This is a genomic window from Pseudomonas abietaniphila (genome assembly GCF_900100795.1).
Lineage (GTDB): Bacteria > Pseudomonadota > Gammaproteobacteria > Pseudomonadales > Pseudomonadaceae > Aquipseudomonas > Aquipseudomonas abietaniphila.
The window spans coordinates 10,190-29,680 of record NZ_FNCO01000026.1; the positions used below are offsets into that span (position 1 = coordinate 10,190).

At 55.2% G+C, this 19,491-nt stretch carries 27 protein-coding genes; all 27 read left to right on the forward strand.

What is annotated here, in order from left to right; all coding sequences use genetic code 11:
* The first annotated feature begins 39 nt into the window (after positions 1–39).
* The 27 genes from rpoC (at position 40) to secY (ending at position 19,465) form a co-directional block, all read left to right on the forward strand.
* On the forward strand, positions 40–4,239 hold the full coding sequence (rpoC, locus tag BLS87_RS31145) for a DNA-directed RNA polymerase subunit beta' (RefSeq protein ID WP_074758954.1): 4,200 nt from the start codon (positions 40–42) through the stop codon (positions 4,237–4,239).
* Positions 4,240–4,443: 204 nt separating this feature from the next.
* Positions 4,444–4,815: a 30S ribosomal protein S12 gene (gene rpsL, locus BLS87_RS31150; RefSeq protein WP_002555494.1), complete on the forward strand. Its 372-nt coding sequence runs from the start codon at positions 4,444–4,446 to the stop codon at positions 4,813–4,815.
* 118 nt (positions 4,816–4,933) lie between these two features.
* Positions 4,934–5,404, forward strand: a complete 471-nt coding sequence (rpsG, locus tag BLS87_RS31155) for a 30S ribosomal protein S7 (protein WP_002555493.1) — start codon at positions 4,934–4,936, stop codon at positions 5,402–5,404.
* A 30-nt stretch (positions 5,405–5,434) separates the two neighbouring features.
* Positions 5,435–7,540, forward strand: a complete 2,106-nt coding sequence (gene fusA / locus BLS87_RS31160) for an elongation factor G (protein ID WP_074758956.1) — start codon at positions 5,435–5,437, stop codon at positions 7,538–7,540.
* A 31-nt stretch (positions 7,541–7,571) separates the two neighbouring features.
* Complete coding sequence (gene tuf / locus BLS87_RS31165; protein ID WP_074758958.1) at positions 7,572–8,765, forward strand: elongation factor Tu; 1,194 nt, start codon at positions 7,572–7,574, stop codon at positions 8,763–8,765.
* A 138-nt stretch (positions 8,766–8,903) separates the two neighbouring features.
* The gene (rpsJ, locus tag BLS87_RS31170; RefSeq protein WP_003186070.1) at positions 8,904–9,215 is read left to right on the forward strand and encodes a 30S ribosomal protein S10; all 312 of its coding nucleotides are present in this window, start codon (positions 8,904–8,906) and stop codon (positions 9,213–9,215) included.
* A gap of 81 nt (positions 9,216–9,296) precedes the next feature.
* A complete protein-coding gene (gene rplC / locus BLS87_RS31175; RefSeq protein ID WP_074758960.1) occupies positions 9,297–9,932 on the forward strand; it encodes a 50S ribosomal protein L3 in 636 nt (211 codons plus the stop codon).
* Positions 9,933–9,944: 12 nt separating this feature from the next.
* Entirely contained in the window at positions 9,945–10,547 is a 603-nt protein-coding gene (rplD, locus tag BLS87_RS31180) for a 50S ribosomal protein L4 (protein WP_037017717.1), read from the forward strand.
* Positions 10,544–10,843, forward strand: a complete 300-nt coding sequence (gene rplW, locus BLS87_RS31185; protein WP_008374165.1) for a 50S ribosomal protein L23 — start codon at positions 10,544–10,546, stop codon at positions 10,841–10,843. The genes rplD and rplW overlap by 4 nt, the downstream gene beginning before the upstream one ends.
* Positions 10,844–10,857: 14 nt before the next feature.
* A complete protein-coding gene (gene rplB / locus BLS87_RS31190) occupies positions 10,858–11,682 on the forward strand; it encodes a 50S ribosomal protein L2 (protein ID WP_062384485.1) in 825 nt (274 codons plus the stop codon).
* Positions 11,683–11,698: 16 nt separating this feature from the next.
* Complete coding sequence (gene rpsS / locus BLS87_RS31195; RefSeq protein WP_002555486.1) at positions 11,699–11,974, forward strand: 30S ribosomal protein S19; 276 nt, start codon at positions 11,699–11,701, stop codon at positions 11,972–11,974.
* Positions 11,975–11,987: 13 nt separating this feature from the next.
* The gene (gene rplV, locus BLS87_RS31200; RefSeq protein WP_003103908.1) at positions 11,988–12,320 is read left to right on the forward strand and encodes a 50S ribosomal protein L22; all 333 of its coding nucleotides are present in this window, start codon (positions 11,988–11,990) and stop codon (positions 12,318–12,320) included.
* A 13-nt stretch (positions 12,321–12,333) separates the two neighbouring features.
* Positions 12,334–13,020 carry a 30S ribosomal protein S3 gene (gene rpsC / locus BLS87_RS31205; protein ID WP_003176422.1) on the forward strand — a complete coding sequence of 229 codons (687 nt, stop codon included), beginning with the start codon at positions 12,334–12,336 and terminating at the stop codon, positions 13,018–13,020.
* Between the two features lie 12 nt (positions 13,021–13,032).
* Positions 13,033–13,446, forward strand: a complete 414-nt coding sequence (gene rplP / locus BLS87_RS31210) for a 50S ribosomal protein L16 (protein WP_019409905.1) — start codon at positions 13,033–13,035, stop codon at positions 13,444–13,446.
* A complete protein-coding gene (gene rpmC, locus BLS87_RS31215) occupies positions 13,446–13,637 on the forward strand; it encodes a 50S ribosomal protein L29 (RefSeq protein WP_002555481.1) in 192 nt (63 codons plus the stop codon). Before rplP ends, rpmC begins: the two co-directional genes overlap by 1 nt.
* Positions 13,638–13,639: 2 nt before the next feature.
* The gene (gene rpsQ / locus BLS87_RS31220; protein ID WP_003194644.1) at positions 13,640–13,906 is read left to right on the forward strand and encodes a 30S ribosomal protein S17; all 267 of its coding nucleotides are present in this window, start codon (positions 13,640–13,642) and stop codon (positions 13,904–13,906) included.
* 23 nt (positions 13,907–13,929) lie between these two features.
* Positions 13,930–14,298: a 50S ribosomal protein L14 gene (rplN, locus tag BLS87_RS31225; protein ID WP_002555479.1), complete on the forward strand. Its 369-nt coding sequence runs from the start codon at positions 13,930–13,932 to the stop codon at positions 14,296–14,298.
* 11 nt (positions 14,299–14,309) lie between these two features.
* Positions 14,310–14,624 (forward strand): 50S ribosomal protein L24, encoded by a 315-nt coding sequence (gene rplX / locus BLS87_RS31230; RefSeq protein ID WP_002555478.1) that lies wholly within the window; start codon positions 14,310–14,312, stop codon positions 14,622–14,624.
* A gap of 20 nt (positions 14,625–14,644) precedes the next feature.
* Positions 14,645–15,184 (forward strand): 50S ribosomal protein L5, encoded by a 540-nt coding sequence (gene rplE / locus BLS87_RS31235; RefSeq protein ID WP_074758962.1) that lies wholly within the window; start codon positions 14,645–14,647, stop codon positions 15,182–15,184.
* Between the two features lie 13 nt (positions 15,185–15,197).
* Positions 15,198–15,503, forward strand: a complete 306-nt coding sequence (rpsN, locus tag BLS87_RS31240; protein WP_003228726.1) for a 30S ribosomal protein S14 — start codon at positions 15,198–15,200, stop codon at positions 15,501–15,503.
* Between the two features lie 212 nt (positions 15,504–15,715).
* Positions 15,716–16,108 carry a 30S ribosomal protein S8 gene (gene rpsH, locus BLS87_RS31245; protein WP_020290698.1) on the forward strand — a complete coding sequence of 131 codons (393 nt, stop codon included), beginning with the start codon at positions 15,716–15,718 and terminating at the stop codon, positions 16,106–16,108.
* 12 nt (positions 16,109–16,120) lie between these two features.
* Positions 16,121–16,654 carry a 50S ribosomal protein L6 gene (gene rplF, locus BLS87_RS31250; protein ID WP_074758964.1) on the forward strand — a complete coding sequence of 178 codons (534 nt, stop codon included), beginning with the start codon at positions 16,121–16,123 and terminating at the stop codon, positions 16,652–16,654.
* A gap of 10 nt (positions 16,655–16,664) precedes the next feature.
* The gene (rplR, locus tag BLS87_RS31255) at positions 16,665–17,015 is read left to right on the forward strand and encodes a 50S ribosomal protein L18 (protein ID WP_037017727.1); all 351 of its coding nucleotides are present in this window, start codon (positions 16,665–16,667) and stop codon (positions 17,013–17,015) included.
* A 3-nt stretch (positions 17,016–17,018) separates the two neighbouring features.
* On the forward strand, positions 17,019–17,519 hold the full coding sequence (rpsE, locus tag BLS87_RS31260) for a 30S ribosomal protein S5 (RefSeq protein ID WP_074758966.1): 501 nt from the start codon (positions 17,019–17,021) through the stop codon (positions 17,517–17,519).
* Positions 17,520–17,521: 2 nt separating this feature from the next.
* On the forward strand, positions 17,522–17,698 hold the full coding sequence (gene rpmD, locus BLS87_RS31265; RefSeq protein WP_028621547.1) for a 50S ribosomal protein L30: 177 nt from the start codon (positions 17,522–17,524) through the stop codon (positions 17,696–17,698).
* 3 nt (positions 17,699–17,701) lie between these two features.
* Positions 17,702–18,133, forward strand: a complete 432-nt coding sequence (rplO, locus tag BLS87_RS31270) for a 50S ribosomal protein L15 (protein ID WP_037017733.1) — start codon at positions 17,702–17,704, stop codon at positions 18,131–18,133.
* Entirely contained in the window at positions 18,134–19,465 is a 1,332-nt protein-coding gene (gene secY, locus BLS87_RS31275; protein WP_062384496.1) for a preprotein translocase subunit SecY, read from the forward strand. It begins immediately after the preceding gene.
* Positions 19,466–19,491: the final 26 nt, after the last annotated feature.

Genomic DNA, 19,491 nt, shown 5'->3' on the forward strand with positions numbered 1-19,491 from the left:
TCGGTATGACCACTCTCTGCTCCGCCAGGAGGAAAGGCCTTGAAAGACCTACTGAATTTGCTGAAAAACCAGGGTCAAGTCGAAGAGTTCGACGCCATCCGTATCGGATTGGCATCGCCTGAGATGATCCGTTCGTGGTCGTTCGGTGAAGTTAAAAAGCCGGAAACCATCAACTACCGTACGTTCAAACCTGAGCGTGACGGCCTGTTCTGCGCCAAGATCTTTGGCCCGGTAAAGGATTACGAGTGCCTGTGCGGTAAGTACAAGCGCTTGAAGCATCGTGGCGTGATCTGCGAGAAGTGCGGCGTTGAGGTTGCACTGGCCAAAGTCCGTCGTGAGCGCATGGCTCACATCGAACTGGCGTCCCCGGTTGCCCACATCTGGTTCCTGAAATCGCTGCCGTCCCGTATCGGCTTGCTGATGGACATGACCCTGCGTGATATCGAACGCGTTCTCTATTTCGAGAGCTATGTCGTTATCGATCCAGGCATGACCACCCTTGAGAAAGGTCAGCTGCTGAACGATGAGCAGTACTTCGAAGCCCTCGAAGAGTTCGGTGATGACTTCGACGCCCGCATGGGTGCCGAGGCTGTCCGCGAGCTGCTGCACGCTATCGATCTGGAACACGAGATTGGCCGTCTGCGCGAAGAAATTCCGCAAACCAACTCCGAGACCAAGATCAAGAAGCTGTCCAAGCGCCTGAAGTTGATGGAAGCCTTCCAGGGTTCCGGCAACCTGCCTGAGTGGATGGTGTTGACCGTTCTGCCGGTTCTGCCGCCAGATCTGCGTCCACTGGTTCCACTGGATGGCGGTCGTTTCGCGACGTCTGACCTCAACGATCTGTATCGTCGAGTGATCAACCGTAACAACCGTTTGAAGCGCCTGCTGGACCTGTCCGCTCCGGACATCATCGTGCGCAACGAAAAACGTATGCTGCAGGAAGCTGTGGATGCGCTGCTCGACAACGGTCGCCGCGGTCGTGCCATCACTGGTTCCAACAAGCGTCCTCTGAAATCCCTGGCTGACATGATCAAGGGTAAGCAGGGTCGTTTCCGTCAGAACTTGCTCGGTAAGCGTGTTGACTACTCAGGTCGTTCGGTCATTACCGTAGGCCCGACCCTGCGTCTGCACCAGTGCGGTCTGCCTAAGAAGATGGCGCTCGAGCTGTTCAAGCCGTTTATTTTCGGCAAGCTGGAAATGCGTGGTCTGGCGACCACCATCAAAGCTGCGAAAAAGATGGTCGAGCGCGAACTGCCGGAAGTGTGGGACGTTCTCGCAGAAGTCATCCGCGAACACCCAGTGTTGCTTAACCGTGCGCCAACCCTTCACCGTCTGGGCATCCAGGCGTTTGAACCGGTTCTGATCGAAGGTAAGGCCATCCAGCTTCACCCTCTGGTCTGCGCGGCTTACAACGCCGACTTCGACGGTGACCAGATGGCCGTTCACGTGCCGCTGACGCTGGAAGCCCAGCTGGAAGCGCGCGCGCTGATGATGTCGACCAACAACATTCTGTCGCCAGCCAACGGTGAGCCAATCATCGTTCCGTCGCAGGACGTTGTACTGGGTCTGTACTACATGACCCGTGAAGCGATCAACGCCAAAGGCGAAGGTCGTGTGTTCGCGGATCTGCAGGAAGTCGACCGCGTATTCCGCGCCGGCGAAGCTGCTCTGCACGCCAAGATCAAGGTTCGTATCAACGAAACCGTGAATGATCGTGATGGCGGCAGCGTGACCAATACCCGCATCGTCGACACGACCGTCGGCCGTGCGTTGCTGTTCCAGGTGGTACCGGCTGGCCTGTCGTATGACGTGGTCAATCAGCCTATGAAGAAAAAGGCGATCTCCAAGCTGATCAACCAGTGCTACCGCGTGGTGGGTTTGAAAGAGACCGTCATCTTCGCTGACCAGCTGATGTACACCGGTTTTGCCTACTCGACGATTTCGGGTGTTTCCATTGGTGTTAACGACTTCGTTATCCCGGATGAGAAAGCACGCATCATCGACGCGGCGACCGAAGAAGTTAAAGAGATCGAAAGTCAGTACGCCTCCGGCCTGGTAACCCAGGGCGAGAAGTACAACAAGGTCATCGACCTATGGTCCAAGGCGAACGACGAAGTTTCCAAGGCGATGATGTCGAACCTCTCCAAGGAGAAGGTTGTCGACCGCCACGGCGAAACCGTGGACCAAGAGTCGTTCAACTCGATGTACATGATGGCTGACTCGGGTGCGCGGGGTTCCGCAGCACAGATTCGTCAGCTGGCCGGTATGCGTGGTCTGATGGCCAAGCCGGACGGCTCTATCATCGAGACGCCGATCACCGCGAACTTCCGTGAAGGTTTGAGCGTACTCCAGTACTTCATCTCGACTCACGGTGCTCGTAAAGGTCTGGCGGATACCGCGTTGAAAACCGCGAACTCCGGTTACCTGACTCGTCGTCTGGTTGACGTGGCACAAGACCTGGTTGTGACCGAAGTGGACTGCGGCACCGAACAGGGCCTGGTCATGACGCCGCACATTGAAGGCGGCGACGTGGTAGAGCCTTTGGGCGAACGTGTACTGGGTCGTGTCATCGCCCGTGACGTGTTCAAGCCTGGCACCGAGGACGTCATCGTTCCGGCCGGTACCCTGGTAGACGAGAAGTGGGTCGAATTCATCGAGCTGAACAGCATCGACGAAGTGATCGTACGCTCGCCAATCAGCTGCGAAACCCGTTACGGCATCTGCGCCAAGTGCTACGGTCGCGATCTGGCCCGTGGTCACCAGGTGAACATCGGTGAAGCTGTCGGCGTTATCGCTGCTCAGTCGATCGGTGAGCCGGGTACCCAGCTGACCATGCGTACGTTCCACATCGGTGGTGCGGCAAGCCGTACTTCCGCTGCCGACAGCGTTCAGGTGAAAAACGGCGGTATCGTCCGTCTGCACAACCTGAAGCATGTAGAGCGTCTCGACGGTAACCTGGTCGCTGTATCGCGTTCCGGTGAGCTGGCGATCGCTGACGAGTTCGGTCGTGAGCGTGAGCGTTACAAGCTGCCTTACGGTGCAGTGATCTCGGTGAAGGAAGGCGACAAGGTCGACGCTGGCTCTATCGTAGCCAAGTGGGATCCGCACACTCACCCGATCGTTACCGAAATGAAAGGTACCGTGACCTACGTGGGCATGGAAGAAGGTATTACGATCAAGCGCCAGACCGACGAATTGACCGGTCTGACCAACATCGAAGTACTCGACGCCAAAGACCGTCCTGCTGCAGGTAAGGACATCCGTCCTGCCGTGAAGATGGTTGGTATCGATGGCAAGGATCTGCTGCTGCCGGGTACTGACGTACCGGCTCAGTACTTCCTGCCTGCTAACGCCCTGGTCGGTGTTGCGGACGGCGCTCAAGTGGGCGTGGGTGATGTTATCGCCCGTATTCCGCAAGAGACTTCCAAGACCCGTGACATCACCGGTGGTCTGCCGCGCGTTGCCGACTTGTTCGAAGCGCGTCGCCCGAAAGAAGCGTCGATCCTGGCAGAAGTCAGCGGTACGATCGCCTTCGGTAAAGAGACCAAGGGTAAGCGTCGTCTGGTGATTACACCGAACGACGGTAGCGATCCGTACGAAGAGCTGATTCCTAAGTGGCGTCACCTGAACGTCTTCGAAGGTGAGCAAGTGAACCGCGGTGAGGTTATCTCCGACGGTCCTAGCGATCCGCATGACATCCTGCGTCTGCTGGGTGTCAGCGCTCTGGCGAAATACATCGTCAACGAGATTCAAGACGTTTATCGCCTGCAGGGCGTGAAGATCAACGACAAGCACATCGAAACGATTCTTCGTCAGATGCTGCGTAAGGTCGAGATCTCCGAGTCGGGTGATTCGAGCTTCATCAAGGGCGACCAGATGGAGTTGACGCATGTACTGGTTGAGAACGAGCGCCTTGCGGCGGACGAAAAATTCATCTCGAAGTTCACTCGCGTGTTGCTCGGTATCACCAAGGCATCGTTGTCCACCGAATCGTTCATCTCGGCGGCCTCCTTCCAGGAGACCACTCGCGTACTGACCGAAGCGGCTGTAACCGGCAAGCGCGACTACCTGCGCGGCCTGAAAGAAAACGTGGTCGTGGGTCGTTTGATCCCGGCTGGTACCGGTCTGGCTTATCACAGCGAGCGTAAGCGTCGTCGTGATGCTGACAAGCCGTTGCGTGTGAGTGCGAGCGAAGTTGAAGCCGCGCTGACCGAAGCGTTGAACTCAAGCAGTAATTGAGAGTAGGGCCCTGATCTCAATGTCCGCCCAAAACTGACAGGTTGTTTGCTGTGAGCGGGTGGGCATTGAGGTCGGGGCTTTGCCTTGACTGGGGGCAGGATCCTCTTTAGACTCTTGTACCCCTAAATTTGGCGGGACGTGTGTCCTGCCATTTTGCTTTTCTTGTAAGACAATAGCGTCGCAAGACAACAGTGGAGCTAGTAGATGGCAACTATCAACCAGCTGGTACGTCAGCCGCGTAAGCGTATCGTCGAGAAATCCGACGTACCTGCGCTGCAGAACTGCCCGCAACGTCGTGGCGTGTGCACTCGCGTGTACACCACTACGCCGAAAAAACCTAACTCGGCACTGCGTAAAGTATGCCGTGTGCGTCTGACCAACGGTTTCGAGGTTTCCTCGTACATCGGCGGTGAAGGCCACAACCTGCAAGAGCACAGCGTGGTCCTGATCCGTGGCGGCCGTGTAAAAGACTTGCCAGGTGTTCGTTACCACACCGTTCGCGGCTCCTTGGACACTTCCGGCGTTAAAGGCCGTAACCAGGGTCGTTCGAAGTACGGTACCAAGAAGCCTAAGTAGTAGCGGCTTTTTGTAAAACTGAATCATCTTATTTTCTGAGTCGATAAGAGTAAGGTCGGAGGCGTCCCGTAAGGGCACCGATTCCGAGCGAACCTGAAGACCGTTTGAGGGCTTATCCATGCCAAGAAGACGCGTAGCAGCCAAGCGCGAAGTGCTTGACGATCCAAAATACGGAAGCCAGATCCTGGCGAAGTTCATGAACCACGTGATGGAAAGCGGCAAGAAAGCCGTTGCCGAGCGTATCGTTTATGGCGCGCTGGAGAAGGTTAAAGAACGCAAGAACAGCGACCCCCTGGAAATCTTCGAGAAAGCTCTCGACGCCATCGCTCCGCTGGTCGAAGTAAAGTCGCGCCGTGTAGGCGGTGCTACTTACCAGGTTCCGGTCGAAGTTCGTCCGTCCCGTCGTAATGCTCTGGCAATGCGTTGGCTGGTAGACTTCGCGCGCAAGCGCGGTGAGAAGTCTATGGCTCTGCGTTTGGCTGGCGAACTGCTGGACGCCGCTGAAGGCAAAGGTGCTGCGGTCAAGAAGCGTGAAGACGTGCACCGTATGGCTGAGGCCAACAAGGCTTTCTCGCACTACCGCTTCTAATTTCAGCGTCACTAATTTTGCGAGGGCTTTATGGCTCGTACTACTCCGATTAACCGCTACCGTAACATCGGTATCGTTGCTCACGTGGATGCTGGTAAAACCACCACCACCGAGCGCGTCCTTTTTTACACTGGCAAAAGTCACAAGATGGGCGAGGTGCATGACGGCGCCGCGACCACAGACTGGATGGTTCAGGAGCAGGAGCGTGGTATCACCATTACTTCTGCTGCTATTACCGCCTTCTGGCAGGGCTCTCAGAAGCAGCACAAGGACCAGTACCGTTTCAACGTCATTGACACCCCGGGCCACGTAGACTTCACCATCGAAGTTGAACGTTCCCTGCGTGTGCTTGACGGCGCGGTCGTCGTGTTCTGTGGTACTTCCGGTGTAGAGCCGCAGTCCGAAACCGTATGGCGTCAAGCCAACAAATACGGTGTTCCGCGTATCGTTTACGTGAACAAGATGGACCGTGCTGGCGCCAACTTCCTGCGTGTGATCGCTCAGATCAAGCAGCGTCTGGGCCACACTCCGGTGCCTATCCAGTTGGCTATCGGTGCAGAAGACAACTTCCAGGGTCAGATCGATCTGATGACCATGGAAGCGGTTTACTGGAACGACGCTGACAAAGGCATGGCTCCACGCCGTGAGCCAATTCCTGCAGAACTGCAGGATCTGGCTGATGAGTGGCGCAGCAATATGGTTGAGGCTGCTGCCGAAGCCAGCGAAGAGCTGATGAACAAGTACCTCGAAGGCGAAGAGCTCACCAACGAGGAAATCAAGGCCGCTCTGCGTCAGCGTACTATCGCTGGTGAGATCGTTCTGGCTGTTTGTGGTTCTTCGTTCAAGAACAAGGGTGTTCCCCTGGTTCTCGACGCCGTTATCGACTACTTGCCTGCTCCGACCGACATCCCGGCCATCAAGGGTTCCGATCCTGATGACGAAGAAGTCCAGATGGAGCGTCATGCAGACGACGAAGAGCCGTTCTCGGCTTTGGCGTTCAAGATCGCAACCGACCCATTCGTGGGTACTTTGACCTTCGTCCGCGTTTACTCGGGCGTGTTGGCATCCGGCGACGGCGTGATCAACTCGGTCAAGGGCAAGAAAGAGCGCGTGGGTCGTATGGTGCAAATGCACGCTAACGCCCGTGAAGAGATCAAGGAAGTTCGCGCTGGTGACATCGCGGCCTTGATCGGCATGAAGGACGTCACCACTGGTGAAACCTTGTGCAGCGCCGACAAGCCAATCATCCTCGTGCGGATGGACTTCCCGGAGCCGGTTATTTCGGTTGCGGTTGAGCCAAAAACCAAGGATGACCAGGAAAAAATGGGTATCGCACTGGGCAAACTCGCTCAAGAAGACCCTTCTTTCCGCGTCAAGACTGATGAAGAGACTGGTCAAACGATCATCTCTGGCATGGGCGAATTGCACCTGGACATCCTGGTTGACCGGATGCGCCGTGAGTTCAACGTCGAAGCCAACATCGGTAAGCCTCAGGTTTCGTATCGTGAGCGCATCACGAAAAACTGTGAAATCGAAGGCAAGTTCGTTCGTCAGTCCGGTGGTCGTGGTCAGTTCGGCCACTGCTGGATTCGTTTTGCACCTGCTGACGAAGGTCAGGAAGGTCTGCAATTCGTAAACGAAGTAGTGGGTGGTGTGGTTCCTAAGGAATACATCCCGGCTATCCAGAAGGGTATCGAAGAGCAGATGAAGAACGGCGTAGTTGCCGGCTATCCGCTGATCGGCCTGAAGGCTACCGTGTTTGATGGTTCTTACCACGACGTCGACTCGAACGAGATGGCGTTTAAGGTGGCTGCCTCCATGGCGACCAAGCAACTGGCCCAGAAGGGCGGTGGTGAGTTGCTTGAGCCGATCATGGCGGTAGAGGTTGTTACGCCTGAAGACTATATGGGTGACGTGATGGGCGACCTTAACCGTCGTCGCGGCATGATCCTGGGTATGGAAGACACGGTTTCCGGCAAGGTAATTCGCGCTGAGGTTCCGCTGGGTGAGATGTTCGGTTATGCGACCGATGTCCGCTCCATGTCCCAAGGTCGCGCAAGCTACTCTATGGAATTCAAAAAATACAATACAGCGCCGTCGCACATCGTCGAAACTGTAACCAAAAAACAAGGCTGATTCAGCGCCTTTAGGCTAGGAGTTATTTGTCGTGGCTAAAGAAAAATTTGAACGTAACAAACCGCACGTCAACGTTGGCACTATCGGTCACGTTGACCACGGTAAAACCACTCTGACCGCTGCTCTGACTCGCGTCTGCTCCGAAGTTTTCGGTTCGGCTAAAGTCGACTTCGACAAAATCGACAGCGCGCCAGAAGAAAAAGCTCGTGGTATCACCATCAACACCGCTCACGTTGAATACGATTCGGCCGTTCGCCACTACGCGCACGTTGACTGCCCAGGTCACGCCGACTACGTAAAAAACATGATCACCGGTGCTGCTCAGATGGACGGCGCTATCCTGGTTTGCTCGGCCGCTGATGGTCCGATGCCACAAACCCGTGAGCACATCCTGCTGTCCCGTCAGGTTGGCGTTCCGTACATCGTTGTCTTCCTGAATAAGGCTGACATGGTTGACGACGCTGAGCTGCTGGAACTGGTTGAAATGGAAGTTCGTGATCTGCTGAGCACTTACGATTTCCCAGGCGACGACACTCCGATCATCATCGGTTCGGCTCTGATGGCTCTGAACGGCCAAGACGACAACGAAATGGGTACCTCGGCCGTTAAGAAGCTGGTTGAGACTCTGGACAGCTACATCCCAGAACCAGTTCGTGCTATCGACAAGCCATTCCTGATGCCAATCGAAGACGTATTCTCGATCTCGGGTCGCGGTACTGTTGTAACTGGCCGTGTTGAGCGTGGCATCATCAAGATCCAGGAAGAAGTCGAGATCGTGGGTCTGCGTGACACCACCAAGACTACTTGCACTGGCGTTGAGATGTTCCGCAAGCTGCTGGACGAAGGTCGTGCTGGCGAGAACTGTGGCGTACTGCTGCGTGGCACCAAGCGTGACGACGTTGAGCGTGGTCAGGTTCTGGTTAAGCCGGGTACCGTTAAGCCTCACACTCAGTTCGAAGCTGAAATCTACGTTCTGAGCAAGGAAGAAGGCGGTCGTCACACTCCGTTCTTCAAAGGCTACCGTCCACAGTTCTACTTCCGTACTACCGACGTAACTGGTAGCTGCGAACTGCCGGAAGGCACCGAAATGGTTATGCCAGGTGACAACGTTAAAGTTTCCGTCACTCTGATCAAGCCAATCGCAATGGAAGACGGTCTGCGTTTCGCTATCCGTGAAGGCGGTCGTACCGTCGGCGCTGGCGTCGTAGCCAAAATCATCGCCTAAGCGTTGATTTGAGAAAAAGCCCCCGCTTGCGGGGGCTTTTTTATTGGGTTGACACTCTGTTAGCTCGTCTATAGAATTGCGCCTCCTTTTAACGGGCGTATTGCGCTCGGTGGGAAGTAGCCTGGAGTCTGAAATCCAATGCAAAATCAGCAAATCCGTATCAGGTTGAAGGCCTTTGACCATCGCCTGATCGACCAATCCACCCAGGAAATCGTGGAAACCGCGAAACGTACTGGTGCTCAAGTGCGTGGTCCAATTCCACTGCCTACCCGTAAAGAGCGGTTCACCGTTCTGGTCTCCCCGCACGTCAACAAAGACGCGCGTGACCAGTACGAGATCCGTACTCATAAGCGCGTTCTGGACATCGTCCAGCCAACGGATAAAACCGTTGATGCACTTATGAAGCTTGATCTTGCGGCAGGTGTGGAAGTGCAGATCAGCCTCGGCTAAGACTTGGGTCTTAGTCGTGTAACGCTCTGAAATGGGCGGCCATAGCGGGTGAAAGCCCCGTACACTCATGAGGTTTACAACATGACTATTGGTGTAGTCGGTCGTAAATGCGGTATGACCCGTATTTTCACCGAAGAAGGTGTCTCCATTCCGGTCACGGTCATTGAGATCGAGCCGAATCGCGTCACCCAGTTCAAAACCGAAGAAAGCGATGGCTATCGTGCAGTGCAAGTCACTGTCGGTGAGCGTCGTGCTTCGCGCGTGACTGCTGCTCAGGCAGGTCACTTCGCTAAAGCGAACGTTGCCGCTGGTCGCACTGTTCTGGAATTCCGTCTTGAAGAAGGCGAGTACCAGGCTGGTGATCTGATCAATGCAGAAATCTTCGCCGCTGGTCAACTGGTCGATGTGACTGGTCAGTCCAAGGGTAAGGGTTTCGCAGGTACTATCAAGCGCCACAATTTCCGTGGTCAAGATAATACTCACGGTAACTCCGTTTCCCACCGCGTCCCGGGCTCTATCGGCCAGTGCCAGACTCCTGGTCGTGTATTCAAGGGCAAAAAAATGTCCGGTCATATGGGCGCTGAGCGCGTGACCGTGCAGTCCCTGGAAGTGGTGCGCGTGGACGCTGAACGCAATCTGTTGTTGGTCAAGGGTGCTGTTCCTGGCGCTACTGGCGGCAATGTGGTTGTACGTCCAGCAGCCAAGGCTCGCGGTTAAGGGGAAGCTGACATGCAATTAAATGTAAATGACGCTCAAGCGATCGAAGTTTCCGAACTGACATTCGGTGGCGAGTTCAACGAGACGCTGGTTCACCAAGCAGTCGTTGCCTACATGGCTGGCGGCCGTCAGGGCAGCAAGCAGCAAAAGACCCGTTCCGACGTTTCCGGTGGCGGCAAGCGCCCATGGCGTCAGAAGGGTACTGGCCGTGCTCGTGCCGGTACTATCCGTAGCCCAATCTGGCGTGGCGGTGGTACTACCTTCGCAGCGCGGCCTCAGGATCACTCTCAGAAGCTCAACAAGAAGATGTATCGCGCAGCACTGCGCTCCATCCTTGCTGAACTGGTGCGTACTGATCGTCTGGTCGTGGTTCAGGATTTCGCCGTTGAATCGCCGAAAACCAAAGACCTGCTGGGCAAACTGAACGACATGAGCCTGACCGACGTTCTGATCGTGTCGGACGCTGTCGACCAGAATCTGTACCTGGCTGCTCGTAACCTGCCGCACGTAGATGTACGTGATGTTCAAGGTTCCGATCCAGTTAGTCTGATCGCATACGACAAAGTGTTGATCACTGTGTCGGCCGTGAAGAAATTCGAGGAGCTGCTGGGATGAACCAGGAACGCGTATTTAAAGTTCTGCTTGGCCCGCACGTTTCCGAGAAGGCTACGGTTCTGGCAGACAAAAAAGGTCAGTTCGTTTTCAAGGTTGCTACTGACGCAACCAAGCTGGAAATCAAGAAGGCCGTCGAAAGCCTGTTCAGCGTGAAAGTAGAGCGCGTGACTACCCTGAATGTTCTGGGTAAGACCAAGCGTACTGCTCGCGGCCTGGGCAAGCGTAATGACTGGAAGAAGGCAGTTATCTCCCTTCAGCCAGGCCAAGATCTCGATTTCAGCAGCAGTGCTGAGTAAGGAAGGGGTGCATCATGGCAATCGTTAAATGCAAACCGACTTCCCCTGGCCGCCGTTTTGTGGTCAAGGTGGTCAACCAGGAGCTGCATAAAGGCGCTCCTCACGCACCGCTGCTCGAGAAAAAATCGAAGTCTGGTGGTCGTAACAATAATGGCCGTATTACCACTCGTCACGTTGGTGGTGGTCATAAGCAGCATTATCGTCTGGTCGATTTCCGTCGCAACGACAAAGATGGCATCGCTGCCACTGTCGAGCGTATCGAATACGATCCAAACCGTACTGCTCACATCGCACTGCTGCTGTACGCAGATGGCGAGCGTCGTTACATCATCGCACCTAAGGGTGTGAGTGCTGGCGACCAGCTGATTGCAGGCGCTTTGGCTCCAATCAAGCCGGGTAACGCTCTGCAACTGCGCAACATCCCAGTCGGTTCTACCGTTCACGGTATCGAGCTCAAGCCTGGTAAAGGTGCTCAGATCGCTCGCTCCGCTGGTGCTTCGGCTCAGCTGATCGCTCGTGAAGGTGTCTACGTGACTCTGCGTCTTCGCTCCGGTGAAATGCGTAAAGTCCTGTCCGAATGCCGTGCAACTCTGGGTGAAGTTTCGAACTCCGAGCACAGCCTGCGTTCGCTGGGTAAAGCTGGTGCCAAACGCTGGCGTGGCGTTCGCCCAACCGTTCGTGGTGTTGCCATGAACCCGGTTGACCACCCACATGGTGGTGGTGAAGGTCGTACCTCTGGTGGTCGTCATCCGGTATCGCCGTGGGGCTTCCCGACTAAGGGCGCGAAGACTCGTGGTAATAAGCGTACCGACAAAATGATCGTCCGTCGTCGCAAGTAAATAGAGGGATACGACAGTGCCACGTTCTCTGAAAAAAGGTCCTTTTATTGATCTTCACCTACTGAAGAAGATCGAAGTGGCGGCGGAAAAGAACGATCGCAAACCAGTTAAGACCTGGTCGCGTCGTTCGATGATCCTGCCACAAATGGTCGGTTTGACCATTGCTGTGCATAACGGTCGTCAGCATGTTCCTGTTCTCGTGAACGAAGACATGGTCGGCCACAAACTGGGCGAGTTTGCCGGTACCCGCACTTATCGTGGGCACGTGGCAGACAAGAAAGCCAAGCGTTAAGGGGTAAGGAACGATGGAAGTAGCCGCTAAGTTGTCGGGCGCTCGAATCTCCGCCCAGAAAGCCCGCTTGGTCGCCGACCAGATCCGCGGGAAGAAGGTGGGCGAAGCGCTCAACCTGTTGGCTTTCAGCAGTAAGAAAGCCGCCGAGATCATGAAAAAAGTGCTGGAGTCGGCCGTAGCCAACGCCGAGCATAACGAAGGCGCAGACGTTGATGACCTGAAGGTCTCCACCGTTTTCGTCAACGAAGGGCGTTCGCTGAAGCGCATCATGCCACGTGCCAAAGGCCGTGCTGATCGCATCGTCAAGCGGTCTTGCCATATCACTGTCAAGGTTGCTGACAAGTAACGGAGTCGAAGAGATGGGTCAGAAAGTACATCCCATTGGCATTCGCCTGGGAATCGTCAAGGAGCACACCTCCGTCTGGTACGCAGACGGTCGGACTTATGCGGACTACTTGTTCGCTGATCTGAAGGTGCGTGAGTATCTCCAAGACAAACTAAAAAGCGCGTCCGTAAGCCGTATCGATATCCATCGTCCGGCTCAAACTGCACGTATCACCATCCACACCGCTCGTCCCGGCATCGTGATCGGCAAGAAAGGTGAAGATGTTGAGAAACTGCGTCAGGACCTGACCAAGCAAATGGGTGTGCCTGTGCACATCAATATCGAAGAGATCCGCAAGCCGGAGCTCGACGGTATGCTGGTTGCGCAGAGCGTAGCTCAGCAGCTGGAGCGTCGTGTAATGTTCCGTCGCGCTATGAAGCGCGCAGTACAGAACGCCATGCGCATTGGTGCCAAAGGCATCAAAATCCAAGTGAGCGGTCGTCTCGGCGGTGCTGAAATCGCACGTACTGAATGGTATCGCGAAGGTCGTGTGCCACTGCACACCCTGCGTGCCGACATCGACTATGCCAACTACGAAGCTCACACCACCTACGGTGTGATCGGTGTAAAGGTTTGGATCTTCAAAGGCGAAGTAATCGGTGGTCGCCAAGAAGAGCTGAAGCCACAAGCACCAGCGCCTCGTAAAAAAGCTGCTAAGTAAGGGGTACGCCAAATGTTGCAACCAAAGCGTACGAAGTTCCGCAAGCAGATGACCGGCCACAACCGTGGTCTGGCATTGCGCGGTAGCAAAGTCAGCTTCGGCGAGTATGCGCTGAAGTCTGTTGCTCGTGGTCGTCTCACCGCTCGTCAGATCGAGTCAGCGCGTCGTGCTCTGACCCGTCACGTAAAACGTGGTGGCAAGATCTGGATCCGTGTATTCCCGGACAAGCCTATCTCCAAAAAGCCCCTCGAAGTTCGTATGGGTAAAGGTAAGGGTAACGTCGAATACTGGGTTGCCCAGATTCAGCCAGGCAAAGTCCTGTATGAAATCGAGGGTGTTTCCGAAGAGTTGGCGCGTGAGGCTTTCGCCCTGGCTGCTGCAAAGCTGCCGCTCGCCACCTCCTTTGTTAAGCGGACGGTGATGTGATGAAAGCGAATGAACTTCGTGAAAAATCAGCACAGCAACTGAACGAGCAACTGCTCGGCTTGCTGCGCGACCAGTTCAATCTGCGTATGCAGAAGGCAACTGGCCAGTTGGGGCAGTCTCACCTGCTCTCGCAAGTTAAGCGTGACATCGCTCGCGTGAAGACTGTGCTCAACCAGCAGGCAGGTAAGTAATCATGGCTGAAGCCGAAAAAACCGTCCGTACGCTGACTGGCCGTGTTGTCAGCGACAAGATGGACAAGACCATCACCGTTCTGATCGAGCGTCGCGTTAAGCACCCGATCTACGGTAAATACGTTAAGCGTTCGACTAAGCTGCACGCGCACGACGAAACCAACCAATGCCACATCGGCGACAAGGTCACGATTCGTGAAACTCGTCCGATGGCCAAGACCAAATCTTGGGCGCTGGTTGATGTTCTCGAACGCGCTGTGGAAGTCTAAGGGCTAGGGGTCGGAGAAATTATATGATTCAGACTCAATCCATGCTCGATGTGGCCGATAACAGCGGCGCTCGCCGCGTTATGTGCATCAAGGTGCTTGGTGGCTCTCATCGTCGTTACGCTGGTATCGGTGACATCATCAAAGTAACCGTCAAGGAAGCAATTCCTCGCGGCAAGGTGAAAAAAGGCCAAGTGATGACTGCTGTTGTAGTCCGCACTCGCCACGGTGTTCGTCGTGCAGACGGCTCCATCATCCGCTTCGATGGCAACGCTGCTGTTCTGTTGAACAACAAGCAAGAGCCGATTGGCACCCGTATCTTTGGGCCAGTGACCCGTGAGCTTCGTACTGAGAAGTTCATGAAGATCGTCTCGCTCGCCCCAGAAGTGCTGTAAGGAGATCCGACATGCAAAAGATTCGTCGTGACGACGAGATCATCGTGATCGCCGGCAAAGACAAAGGTAAGCGCGGTAAGGTGCTCAAGGTTCTCGCTGACGACCGTCTGGTCGTTGGTGGGATCAACCTGGTGAAGCGTCATACCAAGCCTAACCCGATGTCGGGCGTACAGGGCGGTATCGTCGAGAAAGAAGCGCCACTGCACGCTTCCAACGTCGCCATTTTCAACGGCGCAACCAACAAGGCTGACCGCGTTGGTTTCAAAGTTGAAGACGGCAAAAAAATTCGTGTCTTCAAGTCGACCCAAAAAGCGGTTGATGCTTGAACACTGCTAGGTAGAAGACCATGGCACGACTGAAAGAGATTTACTGGAAGGAAATCGCACCCAAGCTTAAGGAAGAGCTTAAGCTTGCGAACGTGATGGAAGTTCCACGCGTAACAAAGATCACCCTGAACATGGGTCTGGGCGAAGCGATCGGCGACAAGAAAGTCATCGAGCACGCTGTTGCTGACCTGGAAAAGATCACCGGTCAAAAAGTCGTTGTGACTTACGCTCGGAAATCCATCGCTGGCTTTAAAGTCCGTGAAGGTTGGCCGATCGGCGTCAAAGTGACTCTGCGCCGCGATCGTATGTACGAATTCCTGGATCGTCTGTTGTCGATCTCCCTGCCTCGGGTTCGCGACTTCCGCGGCCTGAATGCCAAGTCCTTCGATGGTCGTGGCAACTACAGCATGGGCGTGAAAGAGCAGATCATTTTCCCGGAAATCGACTACGACAAGATCGATGCTCTCCGCGGTCTGGACATTACCCTGACCACCACTGCCAAGAACGATGACGAAGGCCGCGCTCTGCTGCGTGCTTTCAAATTCCCGTTCCGCAACTGATTGGAGTAGGAAAATGGCCAAGAAGAGCATGAAGAACCGTGAGCTGAAGCGTCAGCTCACCGTTGCCAAGTACGCCACCAAGCGTGCAGCACTGAAAGCAATCATCGTAGATCTGAACGCAAGTCCAGAAGCTCGTTGGGAAGCTACCGTCGCGCTGCAGAAGCAACCACGTGACGCAAGCGCTTCGCGCATGCGTAACCGTTGCCGCCTGACTGGTCGTCCGCACGGCGTTTACCGCAAGTTCGGCCTCGGCCGTAACAAGCTGCGTGAAGCTGCAATGCGTGGTGACGTTCCAGGTCTGGTTAAAGCCAGCTGGTAAGTCGTACTTCTCGTTCTGCGCTGATCGGGCTCTCCGGAAACCGACCAGCGTAGGACCTGAATTCGAATCAAGCCCCTTTTGGGGCTTGATTCGTTTCTGGGGTGCGTCTAGAATTGCCGGCTCGCCAGAGCCCGTGTTTTTACGTGGACGAGTTTTTTGGCGACAAGCAGTAGCCGCAAGGCTAATTATTTTGTATTAGGAGCGTCTAGCCCATGAGTATGCAGGACCCGTTAGCGGACATGCTAACTCGTATCCGTAATGCCCAGATGGCTGAAAAGCCCGTCGTAAGCATGCCATCCTCCACTTTGAAGGTGGCTGTAGCTAAAGTCCTGAAAGACGAAGGCTATATTGCGGGTTATCAGATCAGCAGTGAAACAAAGCCCTTGCTGTCTATCGAGCTGAAATACTTCGAAGGCCGTCCGGTCATCGAAGAAGTCAAGCGCGTTAGCCGTCCAGGTCTGCGTCAGTACAAGTCCGTCGATGATCTGCCAAAAGTTCGTGGCGGTCTCGGTGTGTCTATCGTCTCCACCAACAAAGGTGTGATGACGGATCGTGCTGCGCGCGCTGCCGGTGTCGGCGGCGAAGTGCTTTGCACTGTGTTCTAAGGGGGGATAAGCATGTCACGCGTAGCTAAGAACCCCGTTAAGTTGCCAGCAGGCGTCGAAGTCAAACTCGTCGGCCAGCAGCTTTCGGTGAAGGGTGCCAAGGGTACTCTCGACCTGAACATTCACTCGTCCGTTGAAATTGTTGAAGAAGCTGGTGAGCTGCGTTTCGCTGCTCGCAATGGCGATCAACAAACTCGCGCAATGGCCGGTACCACTCGTGCGTTGGTAAACAACATGGTCCAAGGCGTAAGCCAAGGCTTCGAGCGCAAGCTCCAGCTGGTCGGTGTTGGTTACAAAGCGCAAGCAAAAGGCACGGTGCTGAACCTGGCCCTTGGCTTCTCGCACCCAGTGGACTACGAATTGCCAGCAGGCATCACCGCTGAGACCCCCAACCAAACCGATATCTTCATCCGTGGTATCGACAAGCAGTTGGTTGGTCAAGTGGCCGCTGAGATCCGCGACTTCCGCCGTCCAGAGCCATACAAAGGCAAAGGCGTGCGTTACGCGGACGAAGTCGTCCGTCGTAAAGAAGCCAAGAAGAAGTAGGGCATAGCAAATGACCGTCAAAAAAGTTACCCGACTGCGTCGCGCTCGCAAAGCACGCCTGAAAATGCACGAACTAGAAGTCGTGCGTCTCTGCGTGTACCGCTCTTCGCAGCACATTTATGCCCAGGTCATTTCGGCCGACGGCAGCAAAGTCTTGGCGAACGCCTCGACTTTGGACAAAGAACTGCGTGATGGCGCCACTGGCAACATCGACGCGGCCACTAAAGTTGGCCAGCTGATCGCTGAGCGTGCGAAAGCCGCAGGCGTATCGCAAGTGGCTTTTGATCGTTCTGGCTTCAAGTACCACGGTCGCGTCAAGGCGCTGGCTGATGCTGCTCGTGAAGGCGGGCTGGAGTTCTAAGTTATGGCAAATAACGACCAAAAACGCGACGAAGGCTACATCGAGAAGCTGGTTCAGGTTAATCGCGTAGCAAAAACCGTAAAAGGCGGCCGTATCTTCACTTTCACCGCGTTGACCGTGGTTGGTGATGGTAAGGGCCGTGTTGGCTTCGGCCGTGGCAAGTCACGTGAAGTGCCTGCTGCCATCCAGAAGGCAATGGAAGCTGCTCGCCGCAACATGATCCAGGTTGATCTGAACGGCACCACTCTGCAGTACGCCATGAAGTCCGCCCACGGCGCTTCGAAGGTTTACATGCAGCCTGCTTCTGACGGTACTGGCATCATCGCCGGCGGCGCAATGCGTGCTGTCCTGGAAGTTGCTGGTGTCCAGAACGTTCTGGCCAAATGCTACGGTTCGACCAACCCAGTCAACGTTGTTCACGCGACGTTCAAAGGTTTGAAGGCCATGCAGTCTCCTGAGTCCATCGCTGCCAAACGCGGCCTGAACGTGCAGGAGATCATCTGATCATGGCTACCGTAAAAGTTACTTTGATCAAAAGCATGACCGGCCGTATCCCTAACCACAAACTGTGCGTTAAGGGTCTGGGTCTGCGTCGCATCGGTCACACTGTAGAAGTCGTTGATACCCCGGAAAACCGTGGAATGATCAACAAGGCTTACTACATGCTGCGAGTCGAGGGTTAATCGATGAAACTCAATGATCTGAGTCCAGCGCCGGGTTCCCGTCGCGAGAAGCATCGTCCGGGCCGTGGTATCGGTAGCGGTTTGGGTAAGACCGGTGGCCGCGGCCACAAAGGTCAGACCTCCCGCTCCGGTGGCACCATTGCTCCGGGCTTCGAAGGCGGCCAACAGCCGTTGCACCGTCGTCTGCCTAAGTTCGGCTTCGTCTCTTTGAAAGCGATGGATCGTGCAGAAGTTCGCACCTCCGAGCTGGCTAAAGTTGAAGGCGTTGTAACTGTGCAGTCCCTGAAGGATGCCAACGTGATCAACCAAAACGTACAGCGCGTGAAAATCATGCTGTCCGGTGAGGTTACTCGCGCGGTCACCCTCAAAGGTATCGCAGCCACCAAAGGTGCGCGTGCGGCTATCGAAGCAGCTGGCGGCAAGTTCGAGGAATAAATGGCTAAGCAAGGTGCTCTCTCAGCGCTCAGCAAAAGCGGCGGGTTGTCCGAGCTCTGGGCTCGACTGCGTTTCCTGTTCCTGGCGATTATCGTCTACCGGATCGGTGCGCATATCCCAGTTCCAGGTATCAACCCTGACCGGCTGGCGGACCTGTTTCGACAGAATGAGGGGACCATTCTTAGCTTGTTCAACATGTTTTCCGGTGGTGCGCTGGAGCGCATGAGCATTTTTGCACTGGGGATCATGCCGTACATCTCGGCATCGATCATCATGCAGCTCATGACCGCTGTCAGCCCACAGCTGGAGCAGTTGAAGAAGGAAGGTGAGGCTGGTCGTCGTAAGATCAGCCAATACACCCGCTATGGCACCGTCGTCCTGGCACTGGTTCAAGCTATTGGCATGTCCATTGGTTTGGCCGGTCAGGGCGTTGCTTTCTCTGCAGATATCGGCTTCCACTTCGTGGCGGTCACCACCTTTGTGGCTGGTGCGCTGTTCATGATGTGGCTGGGCGAGCAGATCACTGAGCGCGGTGTTGGTAACGGTATCTCGATGTTGATTTTTTCGGGTATCGTCGCCGGTCTTCCGAGAGCGATCGGGCAGTCTTTCGAGTCTGCACGTCAGGGTGATATCAACATTTTCGCTTTGGTCGCCATCGGTTTGCTGGCAGTAGCGATTATCGGTTTCGTGGTGTTCATTGAGCGTGGTCAGCGTCGTATCGCTGTTCACTACGCCAAGCGTCAGCAGGGCCGTAAGGTCTTCGCTGCGCAGACCAGCCACCTGCCGCTGAAAGTGAACATGGCGGGTGTTATTCCAGCCATTTTCGCAAGCAGCATCTTGCTGTTTCCGGCTTCGTTGGGTGCCTGGTTCGGTCAGTCTGAAGGTATGGGCTGGTTGCAGGACATCTCACAGTCGATCGCTCCTGGTCAGCCGTTGAATATTCTGCTGTTTAGTGCAGGGATTATTTTCTTCTGCTTCTTCTATACGGCGTTGATGTTCAATCCGAAAGACGTAGCGGAAAACCTGAAGAAGTCCGGTGCCTTTATTCCGGGCATTCGTCCTGGTGAGCAGTCGGCGCGCTATATTGATGGCGTTCTGACCCGTCTGACCATGTTCGGTGCTCTATATATGATGGCCGTGTGCTTGCTGCCCCAGTTCCTGGTGGTTGCTGCAAACGTGCCGTTCTACCTTGGCGGGACCTCGTTGCTGATCGTGGTCGTGGTTGTGATGGACTTCATGTCCCAAGTGCAATCTCACCTCGTTTCGCACCAGTATGAATCCCTGATGAAGAAAGCCAACCTGAAGGGCTACGGCAGCGGCATGCTGCGCTGAAGCACCCATAAGGTTCGAGGAGTTGG